The organism is Paracraurococcus lichenis (assembly GCF_030657435.1).
Taxonomy (GTDB): domain Bacteria; phylum Pseudomonadota; class Alphaproteobacteria; order Acetobacterales; family Acetobacteraceae; genus Paracraurococcus; species Paracraurococcus lichenis.
Window position 1 is genome coordinate 99,068 of the sequence record NZ_JAUTWS010000020.1, and the last position, 16,227, is coordinate 115,294.

Here is a 16,227-nt window from a genome sequence, read left to right on the forward strand (position 1 = left end):
ATGCCCGATGCCGCGCTGCTCGCCCGCCTGTCCGAGGCGGTGGAGGCCAATTTCGAGACCGAGGTCGCCTTCCTCGCCGACCTCGTCCGCTTCCCCTCCACCCGCGGCAACGAGGCGCCGCTGCAGGACTGGATGGCGCGCCAGCTCGCGGCGCGGGGCTATGGCGTCGACCGCTATACGCTGGCCGATGTGCCGCTCGCCCAGCACCCGAAGGCGAGCCCGATGGTCGAGGCCGACCCGGCGAAGTCGGTGCAGGTGGTAGCGACCCACCGCGCCGCGAATCCCACGGGCCGCAGCCTGATCCTGCAGGGCCATATCGACGTGGTGCCGGAAGGGCCGGTGGAGATGTGGACCCATCCGCCCTATGGCGCTGTCATCCGCGACGGCTGGATGTATGGCCGCGGCGCGCATGACATGAAGTCGGGCGTCGCCGCCATGGTCTTCGCCATGGACGCGCTGCGGAAAGCCGGCCTCGCGCCCGCGGCCGACGTGCATATCCAGACCGTGACGGAGGAGGAGAGCACCGGCAACGGCGCGCTCTCGACTCTCGTGCGCGGCTACCGTGCCGATGCCGCGCTGGTGCCGGAGCCGACGGGCGGCACCATCACCCGCGCGCATACCGGCACGCTCTGGTTCCGCATCGCCGTCCGCGGCGTGCCGGTGCATGTCGCCTATGCCCAGACCGGCACCAACGCGATCCTCTCCGCCTACCACCTGATCCAGGCGCTGCAGGGGCACACGCAGCGGATCAACGAGGAGGCGCGGAAGCATCCCTGGTACAAGGACATCGAATCGCCGCTGAAGTTCAACCCGGGCATCATCCGCGGCGGCGACTGGGCGAGCAGCACGCCCGCCTGGTGCGAGGTGGATTGCCGCATCGGCCTGCTGCCCGGCACCGACGTGGCGGAGGCGCAGGCGGCCGTCGAGCGCTGCATCGCCGAAGCGGCGAAGGGCGACAATTTCCTCGCCAACAACCCGCCCTCCGTCACCTGGCACGGCTTCCTGGCCGATGGCTACGTGCTGGAGCCGGGGACGGAGGCCGAGGCGGTGCTGGCCGCGGCGCATGCCCAGGTCTACGGCGAGGACATGCCGGCGCGCATCACCACGGCGGTGAACGACACGCGCTTCTACGGCCTCTATTTCGGCATCCCCGGCCTCTGCTACGGCCCGAAGGGGGAGGGGGCGCATGCCTTCGACGAGCGGACCGAACTGGCGCATTTGAAGAAGACGACGCTGGCCATCGCCGCCTTCATCGCGGACTGGTGCGGCACGCGACCGATCGGCTGAGGGCCTTGCCCCGACCCCGGCCGGGATGACAAGGAGGCGGCCCCGATGAGGAGTGACCGCATGACCGCGTCCCGCGCAGCGGCCGCCGCGCTGGCCGCCCTGCTGCTGACCGCCCCCGGCATGGCGGCGGCGCAGCCGTCGCAGCCGCAGGGCCAGCCCGCGCCGCGGGCCGGCGCCACCGCCCGGCCGAATGCCGGGCTCGCCGGGCCGGGCCTGGCGCCGCTGCAGACCGAACCCGGCGATGTCTGGGCGGAGGTGCGGAGCTGGACGGAGAAGCGCGGCCGGCCGGCCGCGGCGGCCCCGTCCGCGCCGGCCCCGAAGGCGCGCCGGGCGGAAGCCTGCCCGGCCGGCACCCCGGCGGACGACCCTGCCTGCGCGCCGCGCCCGGCCCGCCGGCGGCCCTCGGGTCAGACGCCGGGATAGGACGGGGCCGCGGCGGCCCGCAGGGCCGGCCTGTCCGGCCCGGATCCGGTCGCCGCCGCGCGATTCGGCCGCGGCCGGCCGCACCGCATTGCGCGGACTCGCGCGACATCAACGAGTCCGCAAGACCGATCTGTGACAGCCCTCGGGGACGGTCCGGCCGCCGCGCCGTGCCGGTCCCTGGCCGCGTCCGGAACCATCTTGACGCATGGCGCCCCCGCATCGCCTAATGCAAGAACACAACACGAACATCGACGGATTGCCGGCCTTTCCGCCCGCGGGCGATTTTCTGCAACCGGACACTTGATGTGGTGTTAAGCTGGCTCTCTCGCTCCAACATCTTGTGTGGGAACACTCCGATATGCATGCTCCGGTCCGCGGGATTGAGGGGGATGTGACCGTGTTCGATGCGGTGCAGTTGGAGGGTCACCACCAGGTGCAGGTGGATCGGTCGCGCGATGCGCTGCTGACCGATTTCGGCAAGGCGACGCTGGATGACCGCTACCTGCTGCCGGGCGAGAGCTACCAGGACCTCTTCGCGCGCGTCGCCAGCGCCTTCGGCGACGATGCCGCGCATGCGCAGCGCATCTACGACTACATCTCGAAGCTCTGGTTCATGCCGGCGACGCCGGTGCTGTCCAATGGCGGCACCACCCGCGGCCTGCCGATCTCCTGCTTCCTGAACGAGGCCTCCGACAGCCTCGAGGGCATCGTCGGCCTGTGGAACGAGAATGTCTGGCTCGCGGCCAAGGGCGGCGGCATCGGCTCCTACTGGGGGAATCTCCGTGGCATCGGCGAGAAGGTCGGGCGCAACGGCAAGACCTCGGGCGTCGTGCCCTTCATCCGGGTCATGGATTCGCTGACGCTGGCGATCAGCCAGGGCTCGCTCCGGCGCGGCTCGGCCGCCTGCTACCTGCCGATCAGCCATCCCGAGGTCGAGGAGTTCATCGAGATCCGCCGCCCGACCGGCGGCGACCCGAACCGCAAGGCGCTGAACCTGCACCACGGCATCCTGGTGCCGGACGCCTTCATGCGCGCCGTCGAGAATGACGAGCCCTGGGCGCTGACCAGCCCGAAGGACGGCGCCATCGTCAAGACGATCTCGGCCCGCGCGCTCTGGATCCGCATCCTGACGGCGCGGATCGAGACCGGCGAGCCCTACCTCGTCTTCTCCGACCAGGTGAACCGGGCGCGGCCGGAGCACCACAAGCTCGCGGGGCTCGAGGTCAAGACCTCCAACCTCTGCTCCGAGATCACCCTGCCGACCGGCCGCGACCAGCACGGGCGCGACCGCACCGCGGTCTGCTGCCTCTCCTCCCTCAACCTCGAGACCTGGCTCGAGTGGAAGGATTCCCCGGATTTCATCCCGGACGTGATGCGCTTCCTCGACAACGTCCTGCAGGAGTTCATCGACACCGCCCCCGACTCGATGGCCAAGGCCAAGTACGCCGCGATGCGGGAGCGCTCGGTCGGCCTCGGCGTCATGGGCTTCCACAGCTTCCTGCAGTCGCTGAACGTGCCCTTCGAGAGCGCCGTCGCCAAGGTCTGGAACAAGCGGATGTTCAGGCACATCCGCGAGCAGGCCGATGTCGCCAGCCGCATCCTGGCGGAGGAGCGCGGGCCCTGCCCGGATGCCGCCGAATACGGCTTCATGGAGCGCTTCTCGAACAAGATGGCGATCGCGCCGACGGCTTCGATCTCCATCATCTGCGGCGGCGCCTCCCCAGGCATCGAGCCGATCGCGGCCAATGTCTACAACCACAAGACGCTGTCCGGCAGCTACATCGTCCGCAACCCCTACCTGAAGAAGGTGCTGGCGAAGCACGGCCGCGACGACGAGGAGACCTGGACCAGCATCACGGTCTCCAAGGGCAGCGTGCAGCACCTCGACTTCCTAACGGAGCACGAGAAGGCGACCTTCAAGACCGCCTTCGAACTCGACCAGCGCTGGGTGGTGGAGCATGCGGCCGACCGCACGCCCCATATCTGCCAGAGCCAGTCGGTGAACCTCTTCCTGCCGGCGAATGTCCACAAGAAGGACCTGCACCAGATCCACTGGATGGCGTGGAAGCGGGGCGTGAAGTCGCTCTACTACTGCCGCAGCCTGTCGATCCAGCGGGCGGACACGATCAGCGAGAAGGTGGTGCCGAACCTGCTGAGCGTCGCGGCCGTCAACGACGTGGCGGCGGTTCAGGTGCCGCTGCCGGCAAAGACCGAGAGCCGGGACTACGAGGAATGCCTGGCCTGCCAGTGATCTGACCCTAGCGCAAATCGGAAACACAACAAGCCGAGCAGGGGCTTAAGCCCCTGCTCGGCTTGTCTTTTTTAATTTTCCTTGTCGGATACCGCACCGACAAGCATGATCGTGCTTATTGAGACGGTCTGAAAAGCGGAAACATGCTGCCGTTTGAGGTTCGTAGATTCCCCTCCCGATCGGGCCTGGAACTAGCGGTGTTGCTTGACCGTGAAAGGGGACATGGCGTTCCGGCATTTTGGCCAAACGTGTACGCCACAATCGAGTATCGAAAAACATCCCGCTCACCGAATACCGTCGTGAAGGTCCTACGTACGCTTGGGATGGCTAGGATGTGGGCAGCGGCGCTCGGACGGAGTCTGGACGACGACCTGCGCCGAGGCGGTTTTCTTTCTCTCGTAGACGTAGAGAGCCTTGCAGACTTTCTCTGCCTCACGGCGGCGAGCCAAGTCGAATGGGCTGCGCGCGCAGAACCAGCGTCCATGAGCCCACGAAAGCGGCCAACGGTAGTTCGACTCGAGGATGCAAGGCCGGATCTCCGTCGATTGGAAGTGTCTGAATACCAGGCCGCAGACCCGGCTGAGACCGCAACGCGTATTCGTTGGGTGGCATCATACATTGAGTGGCATCTGGGTTTGCGCTTGGGCTCGCTTGAGCGCCGTCAGCGCGAGTCTGAAAACCTGCAAGAGTTAGGCAAGGCTGTCGTGACCCGATTGCGGCAACGAGCTCCAAGGGTCAGCCGTGAGGGTGAGGATGAACCCACGCTCGAAGGGGTCGATCGTGAAATTCTGCAACGCATTGAGCAAGCAATGCTGCCTGGAGCCGAGCAAAATCCTTTCACACCGGGTTTCGTGCAACTCCGCAATTATCTGCTCTGGCGCTTGCTGCTGGACACAGGTGCTCGACGCGCAGAAGTCAGAGAGGCGAAAGCCGACCACATAAAATATAGCATTCGGCGATTTGAGATACACACGTCAAAAACCTTTTCGCGTACGGTTCCGATTAATCTCAAAACCGCCGACGCCTTCGACACATTCATCGAAGAGTATTGGGCCCATCTATCACGTGAAGCACGGCGTCGAGGCTTTCTGTTTACTGACGAGAAGGGACGGCACCTTTCCCTTCGCGCGATCAACCGGGTTTTCGAGCGCGTTCGGGTGAAAATTCCTGGCGTTCCAAACTTTCTGGCGCCTCACACTGTGCGGCGCTCTTGGAACGACCAATTCAGCGCGACGATCGATAGCCTGCCTCCCGACAAACGCCCGTCAGTGGCGGAAGAGGTGAGAATGCGAAACCGACTCCAGGGGTGGGCCGGCGACTCAACGATGGGCGGCCGTTACGCTAAGCGTCACACGCGGCGCAAGGCAGACAATATTGCTGAAACTCTGGCGGCTAATCTCATGCTCGACGCTGGAAAGAAAGACTGATGACACAATCCGCCCTGAGCGTTGTGTCAAACCGTCACGCAAATGTGGTTCTGGCGGATGGACGCACCGTGAGAATCGATTTATCGGGAAACACGTCCATTTCGAATGATCAGCGCCGGCATTATTTCGATTTTACGTGGCGAGATGAAAAGGTAGCTTGGCAGAATTCTCTTGCTTTGGTTTTGGTCTCTTTAATAAAAACACATTCGCTTAGCTATGCGAGCAGCTGCACGTACGTTACCAGCCAGTTTGTTCGAGCATTGCAACAGGATAGAAATCTGAAGCAGGAGCTTGAGGCCGAAGACTTGGCGATTTGGCCAGAAAAGGTGCCTATGATCTACTGGGGATTCTTCCGAGCTGTTTTGAACCGCTGGATCGATTCTAGCCATCAAGGAATCGGAGAAAGCATTCGAAGATTCCTGGATCAACCAGAGCAGTTTGAGGAGCAAGGTAAAGGTTGGTATTTTGCTCTCGTTGCCAATGATCCCGAACGAGGCGCTCTTACCGAACAAGAATTACGCAGCATTCGTGACGGGGTGAACCAGGCCTTCGAGGTGGGGCGGATCTCGCTGTCCGACTGGACTCTGGTTTGGTTCCTCATCGGCACCGGCGTGCGCGCCGTCCAGATCGCCCGGACGAAAATTTCAGACGTCGAAATAACTGCTGGACCTGAAGGCAATGAAATTACATTAGGTATCCCACTGGCCAAAGGCGAGAACGTCGTCGTCCATGCGCGGTGGAAGCGTAAATCGCCATCTGTCCTAACTGAGGTACTGCTCCGGTATCTCGAATCCCCTGATGTCCGGGACCTTCCCACTAGTTCTCCGCTCTTCGAAGACCAATCGCAGAAAATCCAAAGACGTATCGCGGACATATTCCGGAAGGTACAATGTCACTCGGAGCGCCTCAACGGGCCAATCCCTATCTTTCCATACAGGTTCCGCTACACCTTAGGTACTCGTGCCATTGCTTTAGGCGCTTCAGACCATGAGGTGGCACGGCTTTTAACGCATCGCACCACTCACTGTATTCGATATTATCGTGCCGCAATGCCAACTCTCCAAGCGCCGATTAAGCAAGCCTTGGGTCAAGAGATGACGTTTCTTGCAAATGCTTTTCAAGGGCACTTGATTCCCTCTCTTGAACAGGCAACCCGGCGCGGCGAGCCTGGAGCCGTTATCCGCGACTTTGCCCACTTGATGGGGCAGTCTTTGGGCGCCTGCGGCACCCGTGCTGAGTGTCACTTAAACGCTCCTAGGGCTTGCCTGGTGTGCAGAAAATTCGAACCGCTCCGTGACGCTCCGTGGGAGCAATTCTTGGACTCTTTATTGGAGGATCTTGCCGAAGAAACCGAGGACCGTATCCGCCTCATCACACAGGAGCAAATAGAGGCAGTGCGTGAAATCATGGCAGAACGTGACGGGAAGGCTCTGGAGACCGCCACATGACCGCTGCCATCCTCCCGTTCGTCGGCACTGCGCAGGCTAGTGCGAAGCAAAACCTCGCCGCGCTGATTCGGCACGCGCAACGCCAACGCCTGTTCACCGAGCCCAACGCGATTAAATGGGCAGATAATTCTTGGGATCTACGGCCCTTCGCCTTCACAAGGGGGCAGAACCCACCCGGTTACATGATTCACTTCACAACATACGAAACCGCCGGAGTGGGAGTGATGGCGGGGCGTGGTGATGACTTCTCGCCACCATTCCTCGATGCGGCCAAGGCGATCTTGGTGGAGTTTTTCCTGACTAACGGAATGCCAAACCCATCCAGGTTCCTCATAACAATCCGCATTATTGAGAAAGCATTTCGGAGTCTAGGCATAACGCCGGATATCTGCGCCCTGCAGCCAAAAATTCTCGATAGAGCGGCGGAGATTGTCTCAGAAAATTATAAGGACGCATGGACATTTGGAAGATACCTTGAGAGGTTGGCTTTGGGGCTTATAAATCCGGCGCGTCTATCTGCAGCTCACCTGGTTTGGAAGAACCCAATCACATACCAAGGAGCGCGACGAGCCGATCGGGTAAATACTCAAGCAGGGTTTCCAGAAGGCTCAGAGCGGTTGCCACAACTTAAATGCATACTCGATCTAGCTGGAATTTTTCACAACCATCGCTCAAACCCGGATATTGTCGTCACTGCGTGGTTCGCTCTGGCCATGTTTTCTCCTACCCGGGTAAACGAAATTCTGACACTGCCTCTGGACTGCGAAACAGAGATGGGCGGTGTCTATGGTCTTTCGTGGCGGCCACTTAAGGGTGGCGATGCGATGACGAAGTACGCGACAACCGAAGAGTGGGCCATTGTCGCCCAAAGTGCCATTGCTCGTCTCCGCGAGCTCGGCGCGCCGGCGAGGAAAGCGGCGGCTTGGTACGCCCAGCGCCCCAACCAACTTTATCTTCCTCAGGAGTTTGATCATCTCCGCGGTGAACCACTAACACGCTGGGAAATACGTCGAATCCTCGGCTTGCGCGGACCAATTACTTTACATAGCAAGCTGGACCAATCCCTACGATGGTCCGGTCTCATAACCAACGACCGCTCGCGCACCGGTAATTTTGCTAGCGGTGAGGAGAGGGACCGGGGATCCCCGACACGACTATACACATTCGAGTCAGTGGAGCGTTACGTCTCTACGGTGCTGCCCGCCGGGTTTCCAATCGCAGATAAGCGGCACAATCTGTTAGCGTCTGACGCCCTGTTTTGTTTGCCGCGGCATGTCATGCACGCCGAAAGTGGCATACAATTGAACGTGCCTGATCTCATTAGCTATAGCCAGATCTATCATGATTTGGGAGGCAAGCCGACCGGTTCTACGATTTTCCGTCGACACGGTCTTCTGGACCCAGAGACCGGTAGGCCTTGGCAGCTGACCACTCACCAACCCCGTCATCTGCTGAACACGCTAGCGCAATCCAAGCATCTTTCAGAAGCCCTCATCGCTTTCTGGTCAGGGCGTAAGCGTGTGAGCCAAAACGCTTGGTATGACCACATTCCGCAAGAGGCCTTTATTGAGGCTTTTGTAGCACTTGGTGAACATGCGCCCAAGCAGATCCGGGTAATCGGGCCATTGGAGGACAAAGTTGTGGAGCGCGCTCATCGTGAGATGGTATCCCACGATGACGCTCTTCGGCTCGAACTTGGCTCCATAATAGCAACGCGTTACGGTCTTTGTCGCCATAACTATGCCCTGACCCCGTGTCCCAAGGACAAAGACTGCATTAGCTGCGGCGAGAATACGTTCGTCAAAGGTGATCCAAAGCAACTTGCCGAAGCCCACAAGCAACATGCCATTAGTTTGCGTGCCGCTGAAAATTGTCGCCGAATGTCCACCGACGGTGAAATTGATGTCGAGAAATGGCTGCGCAAACATGAGGAGGCAGCGGGAAGGTGGGCGCTAGCCATCAAACAATTGATCGACCCTACGATTCCGGATGGCACCCTGATCACACTTCCGCCGCCGCAGGTCACACAGACTAGGACCGGCCTCTCAGCTGCGATTCGGTCTGTCGAAATAAAAGACGCTACTGATTACGTCACCAACACCGATGAAGTAGGCGATGCTCTATCGCTTGGTGGAGGCATCTGATGAGCGTACCGAGGCTGCGAGACGTGGATATCGAGACAGCCGTCCGCTTGCTAGACGGTTGGACAGGGAAGCTCACATGGGACCGCTATCTCGCCATACTATCGACCGAGCTGGGGCACTTATACACCAAACCCGGCCTCAGAAAGCATGCTCGCATTCTCAATGCCTGGAACATGGCCCAGCGGCGGCTGAAGGAGGACATCAGCAAGATTGGAGCTAAGGAGCACGGAGACGCTGCGGTCGCCCAATCTCACCGGAAAATAGCTGTCCTCCGAGCCGAGAACGCCAGGCTAATTCAAGAGAATCGCGATCTGCTTGAGCGTTTCCTGCGGTGGTCCCACAATGCCACTGTCGCGGGTTTGTCGCCTGAAAGGTTGGATGAGCCGATCCTTGCAATCGGCAATCGATTTTCCTCTCGGGGAGCCCCGAAGTGAGAGGGGCAGTTAAGGGTGAGCAGAATGTCCGGCGCTTGCGTAGCTACCTCGATGCCTTGAGAGCTGAAGGCCGAGGCTTGCCTGGCCGAGACGGCAAGCCGAACCTCTCGGTCATTGCAGAAGCCTGCGAGTTCGACCGCGGTGTGTTCTATGCAAACCAAATGGCCAAGATGCTGTTGGACGAGGCCACGGGCCAACTTGGGCTAGATGACGGGCGGGCGAGGCCGGCCACTGGATTCGAAGAAGCTCGCCTCCGCGAGGAGGCGAAAGCTCGGTTAGACGGCTACACGAAAGCGCTTGAGGAGGAGGTGCTGCGGCTGCGGGCAGAAAATGCCCGTTTGAAAGCAGAGAACGAGAGCCTGCGCGCCATTCGCACCTTGATGTCCGAGACAGGTCGCATGCCATGACCCGGGCGACCGCCCTAGTACAGGTCACATCCTTTCACGCGGGTACGTTCGGAGGCGGTATTCTGATCGGCCGCGACGCGGAGCAGGCCGGAACTACGCTGCTGCGGTCACGTATCCCCGTAGCCGTCCTTCCAAGAGCACCCGTCGAAGGTGAAGTCTGGCGTGTGACCGGCATCGTGGAACGGCACCCGATCCGCAACCCGAGAACAGGTGAGACGGAGCTGGCGGATCATTTGGTCGCGGAGTGGGCAGCGCCGGTCGCGCCCCAGGGCGCTGCTATTCGGCGTTGGATCTCCCGGCACCCAGGCATCAAGGGAGTTGGAGACGGGTACGCGGAGCGGCTCTGGGACGCCTACGGCTGCGGGCTGTACGACCTTCTTCGCAAGCGCGACGTCCTCGCTCTCGCAGCTGTACTCGACATCTCCAAAGCGTCCGCCATCGTGCAAGCATTCGGCCTCCTGGTGGACGAAGTCGGCGCTCTGGAGGACCTCGACGGTCTCGGCATGGACGGTAGGACGGCGAACGCTGCCCTCAGGCTGTTCGGCGCCGACGCCGGTCGTCGGTTCCGCGAAGACCCGTATCTGCTGACCCTCCTGGAGCCTTGGCCCAAGGTGGACACCGCGGCGCTGGCCAGCGGGTTGCTGCCGAGCGACACTAGACGTCTGTTGGCCGCCGTTGATGTGGCGGCCGCTAGGACGTTTCGAACGACCGAGAGCAACCTTGGGGGCCACACCGTGGTCCTGCGCGGCCCGCTGCGGGGGCGCGTGCGGGAAATGCTCGGCCGGATAGCGGGCGGGCAGGCGGACGCAGCTATCGATATGGCGCTGGCGAAGGGTCTGCTCGTGGAGGTCGGGCCGGAGCGGTACCAGGCCCGGGCCCCGGCGCACATGGAGCGCGAGATCGAGCGGGCGGTCGCCGAGCGCCTCGCCCGGCCGCGGCTGCCAGTCGACCGGGCGATGATCGCTGCCGTCGTCGCCGAGGTCGAGCGCGAGGACGGCATCCGGCTCGCCACTGAGCAGCGGGAGGCGGTGTCCTTGGCCCTGTCCTCTGGCGTCGCCGTTATCACCGGTGGCGCGGGCACCGGTAAGAGCACCGTGGTGAAGGCCATCCGCCTGGCGCACCTGCGAGCCGGGCGCGGTGATTACGCGCAGGTCGCGCTGAGCGGTCGCGCCGCGAAGCGCCTGCGCGAGGCGGCCGGGGGCGAGGCGCTCACCGTCTACCGCTACCTGAAGGATGCTGAGCTCGGCAGGCTGGCAATGCGGCGCGGTCTGCTGGTAGTCGACGAGTTCTCGATGGTCGGCACGCCGGACCTCTGGTTGCTGCTCACGGTGACGCCTCTCGAGGTCGATGTCCTGCTTGTTGGAGATCCCGCGCAGCTGCCCCCGATCAAGGCGGGCAACCCCGCAGCGGTCCTCGCCGCGAGCCACAGCGTTCCCCGGGCCACCCTGCGGGTGCCCCAGCGCCAGGCTGAGTCAACCGGCATCCCGCAGGTCGCAGACCGGATGCGGGCGGGCGTGCTGCCCGAACTGCCGCCGTTCGATTTGGCCGCGCCCGATCGGCAAGGTGTGTTCCTCTGGGGGTGCGGGGAGGACGACGTACCCGGCTGCGTACTACAGGCGTTTGAGACGATTGTCGGGGCTCCGGCGCGGGCGCCTGACCGCAGGGCGGTCGAGCGCATGCACCGTGCCGACATTCAGGTACTGGCAATGACGCGTCACGGCCCGGCGGGCGCGGGCGAGCTTGGTGACGCCATCGAGCGCCGTTGGATGTCCGCGCAGGAGTCCGTCCACGATTGGGGATTCCGGATCGGCTCCAAGCTGCTGTGGACGAGGAACTCTTACGACCGCCCTACCGGGCGTGTGGGCTCCGACGGAGAGGAGGATACAGTGGACCTCATGAACGGCGCGCTTGGCGTGATCGTGCGCGCGACGAGTTTGGGTGCCGAAGCGAGGTTCGACGATGGCGTCCTGTCGGAGCTGAAGCGGGCCGACCTGAGTGACATGCTGCGGGGATGGGCGATCACTGTGCACAAAGCACAGGGCAGCGCGTTCCGTACCGTTTTGATTCCCGTTGTCCGGTGCCGCCTTCTCGACCGCGCCATGCTTTACACGGCGGTTACCCGAGCGCGCCTCACTGCCGTGCTGGTCGGCGACCCGGGCCGAATCGGCCGAGCGCTCACCGCGCCGCCCCTCGCATGGCGCCGGATGCAGGCACTCAACATCGACGCCGCGGCGCAGGGCATGCCCGTGTAGTTGGACAGGTGGTCAGGCGAAAGCCTGACCACCTGCCTCCCGGCGAGGGCGGGGGTAGCAAGGGCAAGGCGAGGCACAGGGACCCGCCCGCAGGGAGCGCAGCGACCGAGGGTGGGTGGCCGTAGCCTTGCCCGCGCGAGGGGCGGAGCCCCTTAGCTCGGCCTCAGTTGGGCACTCCGTCCGCGTTCTATCGTGCCGTATATAAATCAGCACAAACCGAGTTCTGCGAGAAAAATTCCGACCTTTTTGGGTGTATTCTGGAATAATTGTTCGCGACATGCGTTGGTGGGTGGTCGCGGCCAATCTCTACACACCTTACAGGCTATCCTCGTTCTGCAATGAGTTTTATGGTTGCGGTGGCTGTACCGGTTGCGCCTTACGGGTGACGGCGATGATGAAGGCCGGCATTATCAGGTGATCCCGGCTAGCAGGGGCCCCAGGCCATTATGCCACCCAACTTCTTCGAACAACCCATTCTGAACTCGCCATACACGGTGCCGACACGGCACCACGCTCTCGATGACGATGGCCAACCGCTCAACGTACCGCCGGTTGACGGCCGGCGGCAGTCGAAGCTGATCACACCTGTTCCTAAGGCACGCAAAAAACAGAAGAAATCCGAGCAGGCCAGCTTCGTCCTCTCAGATCCTTTGGGCCTCTCGACCGAGGACCAGGAGTACAATCCAACCCCAATCATCAACGAGATCCGGAGCTACGTCGCCATCTGGCGCGCCATACCGAATCCGAACGATTGGGGTGTCACGGCGGCTACCCAGAGGCTGCTGACCCACTGGCGGACTCACCAGTTCGACTCGATCAGGCCCTTCTTTTGCCAGATCGAGGCGGTGGAGACGGTGATCTGGTTGACCGAGGTGGCGCGGAAACAGCGGCGGTACAGCAAATTTCAAGAGCACCTTCGAGGTGCCAACGAACAGGCCAACCCGGAGCTGTTCCGCGTGGCAATGAAAATGGCCACGGGCAGCGGCAAAACCACGGTGATGGCCATGCTCATCGCTTGGCAGACGATCAACGCGGTCCGCATGCCCGGCAGCGACCTCTACAGCCGCGGCTTCCTGATCGTCACGCCTGGCATCACCATCAAGGACCGTTTGCGTGTCCTGATGCCAAATGATCCGGACAGCTACTACGCCAGCCGGGAACTGGTCCCGACGGACATGCTGTCCGACCTCGGTCGCGCCAAGATTGTCATTACCAACTACCACGCTTTCAAGCACCGGGAGACGCTTGAGATCAGCAAGACCGGCCGCTCCCTCCTGCAGGGCCGCGAGGCTCCGCCGCAGACGATCGAGAATGATGGCCAAATGCTCGCCAGGGTCTGCAATGACCTGATGGGGTTCAAGGGTGTCGTGGTCCTGAACGATGAGGCCCATCACTGCTACCGAGAGAAACCGGTCAGCGACGAGGAGATCGGCACCGACGAGCGCGAGGAGGCGAAGAAGAACTCCGAGGCGGCCCGCCTGTGGATCGCAGGTCTGGAAGCGCTGAAGCGGAAGCTCGGGATCACCGCCCTCTACGATCTGTCCGCCACCCCTTTCTTCCTCCGCGGATCTGGCTACCGCGAAGGGACGCTCTTCCCCTGGACCGTCAGCGATTTCAGCCTGATGGACGCCATCGAATGCGGCATCGTGAAACTCCCGCGCATCCCAGTTGCGGACAACGCGCCGAACGCCGAGACGCCCATTTACCGGAACCTCTGGGACCACATCGGCAAGAAGATGCCGAAGGCAGGACGGGCCAAGGGCGGCAAGGGCGACCCCCTCGGCCTGCCGAATGAGCTCTACACCGCGCTCTACGCACTCTACGGCCACTACGAGAAGACCTACGATGAATGGTCTAGGGCGGGCATCGAGGTGCCGCCGGTCTTCATCGTCGTCTGCAACAACACCTCGACCTCCGAGCTGGTCTACGAATGGATCTCAGGATTCGAGCGCGACGGCGCCGATGAACAAAACCGCTTTATGGACGGTCACCTGAAGCTGTTCCGCAACTACGACGAGCACGGTGCTCGCCTGGCCCGCCCCAACACTCTGCTGATCGACAGCGAGCAGGTCGACTCCGGCGAAGCCCTCGACGCGGCTTTCCGGGCAACCGTCGGCCCCGAGATCGAGCAGTTCCGCCGCGAGAAGATGCAGCGCGATGGTGCCGGCGCCGGAGCGCAGCCGATTTCCGACGAAGACCTACTTCGAGAAGTCATGAACACCGTCGGCCGCAAGGGACGCCTAGGCGAAACGGTCCGCTGCGTTGTCTCCGTCTCAATGCTGACCGAGGGCTGGGACACCAACACGGTGACCCACATCCTAGGCGTCCGCGCCTTCGGGACTCAGCTGCTGTGCGAACAGGTGGTGGGACGTGGCCTGCGGCGGCAATCCTATGCCTTGAACGACCAGGAGATGTTCGATGTCGAATACGCCGACATCATGGGTATCCCGTTCGATTTCGCCGCCCAGCCGGTGGTGGCGAAGCCAAAGCCGCCCAAGCCGACCACCCAGGTGAAGGCGATGAAGGAGCGGGCAGCGCTCGAGATCACCTTCCCCCGGGTGGAGGGATATCGCGTCGCGCTACCCGACGAGCGGGTCGAAGCGGTCTTCAGCGACGATTCGCGTCTGGTCCTGACGCCAGAGAAGGTTGGCCCGTGCCGCGTGCTGCTGGAAGGCATTGTCGGCGAAGGCGTGGAGTTGACGACCGCCGTGCTGGAAGCGGTGCGGCCCAGCGAGATCAGCTATCACCTCGCCAAACACCTTCTGTATAACCAGTTCCGCGATCCCGGCGAACCGCCGAAGATGCACCTGTTTGGCCAGATCAAGCGGGCCGCGAAGCGCTGGATCGACGAGGGCTATCTGGTCTGCCTCGGCGGCACGACGCCGGCGATGGTCACTTACCGCGAGCTTGCGGACCAGGCCTCGGAGCTAATCTTCCTGGCCTGCCAGACCCAGGTGCCCGGCACTGCCGCAGTGAAGGCGATCCTGGACCCCTACACGCCGCGGGGCAGTACCCGCTTCATCAATTTCAACACCTCGAAGCCGCTCTACACGACTGATCCGGCAAAGTGCCACGTCAACTACGCGGTCCTCGACAGCGACTGGGAGGCGGAGTTCGCCCGCGCTGCCGAGGCGCATCCGCAGGTGCTGTCCTATGTGAAGAACCAGGGCATGCAGTTCGAGGTGCCCTACCGTAACGCCACCCAGCAGCGGCGCTATTGGCCGGATTACATCGTCCGTATTGATGACGGCGGCGAGGACCCGTTGAACTTGGTGGTCGAGATCAAGGGTTATAGGAACACCGACGCCCAGCTGAAAGCGGAGACGATGCGGAAGCTCTGGGTTCCCGGGGTGAACAACCTTGGCGGCGCTGGCCGTTGGGCGTTCGCCGAGTTCATCGACGTTTTTGAGATTGAGTCGGCGTTCAGAAAGCTGATCGCCGCCTACACCGGCGCCCCCGAAGCAGTCTGACTGAGGATCCTAAATGTCTCGTCCGCCGAAGCCGCCCGCGGGTCCTCGCCCGATTGAAACGCTGATCCACACCGACACTCGTCGTAATATCCCAACTGCAGAACTTCAATCGCTCGCGCAGCAGATGGAGGAGACGGCGCCGATCGGGCCGGCCCGCTACAAGCGCGCTTCCCCTCTTGCTGAAGGAGAAACGCGGCCACGCGACCCGGACCGCGACCCACAAATCATCTGGCGTGGTGTGTGCATCACTTTGACAGAGGCGCAGCGGTCAAAGCTGCAGGAGACCGGCGAGGTAGAACTGGGCGACGCCCAACTGGTCTGGCGCGGCAAGGATACCCAGGACTGGTCCGACCTCGTGGTGAACCCGCCGCCGATCTACATCCAGGAAAAGGTACACCCGAAGGCGATCATCGAGGGCCTGAAAAAGGAGGCAAGCGCCCGCACTCAGGCGAAGACAGCCCCACCCGATCTTTTTGCGGCCTTCGAGGGTCTGGACGATCCAGAAGCACGGCTGGAGTTTTACAAGCACAATCACCACTGGTCGAACCGCATGGTACTTGGCGACAGCCTTCAGGTTATGGCGAGTTTGGCTGAGCGCGAGGGACTGCGGGGTGGGGTGCAATGCATCTATTTCGATCCGCCCTACGGCATCAAATTCAACAGCAACTGGCAGGTGACTACGCA

General features: G+C 62.4%; 9 protein-coding genes and 1 pseudogene. All 10 read left to right on the plus strand.

Annotated features, from left to right (window positions below; translation table 11 throughout):
- On the plus strand, positions 1-1,287 hold the full coding sequence (locus tag Q7A36_RS20535) for an ArgE/DapE family deacylase (RefSeq protein ID WP_305105610.1): 1,287 nt from the start codon (positions 1-3) through the stop codon (positions 1,285-1,287).
- A gap of 60 nt (positions 1,288-1,347) precedes the next feature.
- Positions 1,348-1,710 (plus strand): hypothetical protein, encoded by a 363-nt coding sequence (locus Q7A36_RS20540; protein ID WP_305105611.1) that lies wholly within the window; start codon positions 1,348-1,350, stop codon positions 1,708-1,710.
- A gap of 358 nt (positions 1,711-2,068) precedes the next feature.
- Complete coding sequence (locus Q7A36_RS20545; protein WP_370655688.1) at positions 2,069-3,961, plus strand: ribonucleoside-diphosphate reductase subunit alpha; 1,893 nt, start codon at positions 2,069-2,071, stop codon at positions 3,959-3,961.
- A gap of 551 nt (positions 3,962-4,512) precedes the next feature.
- Positions 4,513-5,388, plus strand: coding sequence for a tyrosine-type recombinase/integrase (locus tag Q7A36_RS20550; RefSeq protein ID WP_305105612.1), 876 nt, complete (start codon positions 4,513-4,515; stop codon positions 5,386-5,388).
- Complete coding sequence (locus Q7A36_RS20555; RefSeq protein ID WP_305105613.1) at positions 5,388-6,836, plus strand: site-specific integrase; 1,449 nt, start codon at positions 5,388-5,390, stop codon at positions 6,834-6,836. Before Q7A36_RS20550 ends, Q7A36_RS20555 begins: the two co-directional genes overlap by 1 nt.
- Positions 6,833-8,980 (plus strand): hypothetical protein, encoded by a 2,148-nt coding sequence (locus Q7A36_RS20560; RefSeq protein ID WP_305105614.1) that lies wholly within the window; start codon positions 6,833-6,835, stop codon positions 8,978-8,980. Before Q7A36_RS20555 ends, Q7A36_RS20560 begins: the two co-directional genes overlap by 4 nt.
- Before the next feature lie 469 nt (positions 8,981-9,449).
- Positions 9,450-9,821 carry a DUF6262 family protein gene (locus Q7A36_RS20565; RefSeq protein ID WP_305105615.1) on the plus strand — a complete coding sequence of 124 codons (372 nt, stop codon included), beginning with the start codon at positions 9,450-9,452 and terminating at the stop codon, positions 9,819-9,821.
- A 164-nt stretch (positions 9,822-9,985) separates the two neighbouring features.
- Positions 9,986-12,073: an ATP-dependent DNA helicase gene (locus tag Q7A36_RS20570; protein ID WP_305105616.1), complete on the plus strand. Its 2,088-nt coding sequence runs from the start codon at positions 9,986-9,988 to the stop codon at positions 12,071-12,073.
- A 446-nt stretch (positions 12,074-12,519) separates the two neighbouring features.
- Positions 12,520-15,543: a BPTD_3080 family restriction endonuclease gene (locus Q7A36_RS20575; RefSeq protein WP_305105617.1), complete on the plus strand. Its 3,024-nt coding sequence runs from the start codon at positions 12,520-12,522 to the stop codon at positions 15,541-15,543.
- Positions 15,544-15,556: 13 nt separating this feature from the next.
- Positions 15,557-16,227: pseudogene (locus Q7A36_RS20580) on the plus strand (hypothetical protein); the annotation flags it as partial.

Coding starts and splice junctions, on each gene's coding strand:
- Q7A36_RS20540 (WP_305105611.1), top strand. CDS start 1,348: ATGACCGCGTCCCGCGCAGCGGCCGCCGCGCTGGCCGCCCTGCTGCTG.
- Q7A36_RS20555 (WP_305105613.1), top strand. CDS start 5,388: ATGACACAATCCGCCCTGAGCGTTGTGTCAAACCGTCACGCAAATGTG.
- Q7A36_RS20535 (WP_305105610.1), top strand. CDS start 1: ATGCCCGATGCCGCGCTGCTCGCCCGCCTGTCCGAGGCGGTGGAGGCC.
- Q7A36_RS20560 (WP_305105614.1), top strand. CDS start 6,833: ATGACCGCTGCCATCCTCCCGTTCGTCGGCACTGCGCAGGCTAGTGCG.
- Q7A36_RS20545 (WP_370655688.1), top strand. CDS start 2,069: ATGCATGCTCCGGTCCGCGGGATTGAGGGGGATGTGACCGTGTTCGAT.
- Q7A36_RS20575 (WP_305105617.1), top strand. CDS start 12,520: ATGCCACCCAACTTCTTCGAACAACCCATTCTGAACTCGCCATACACG.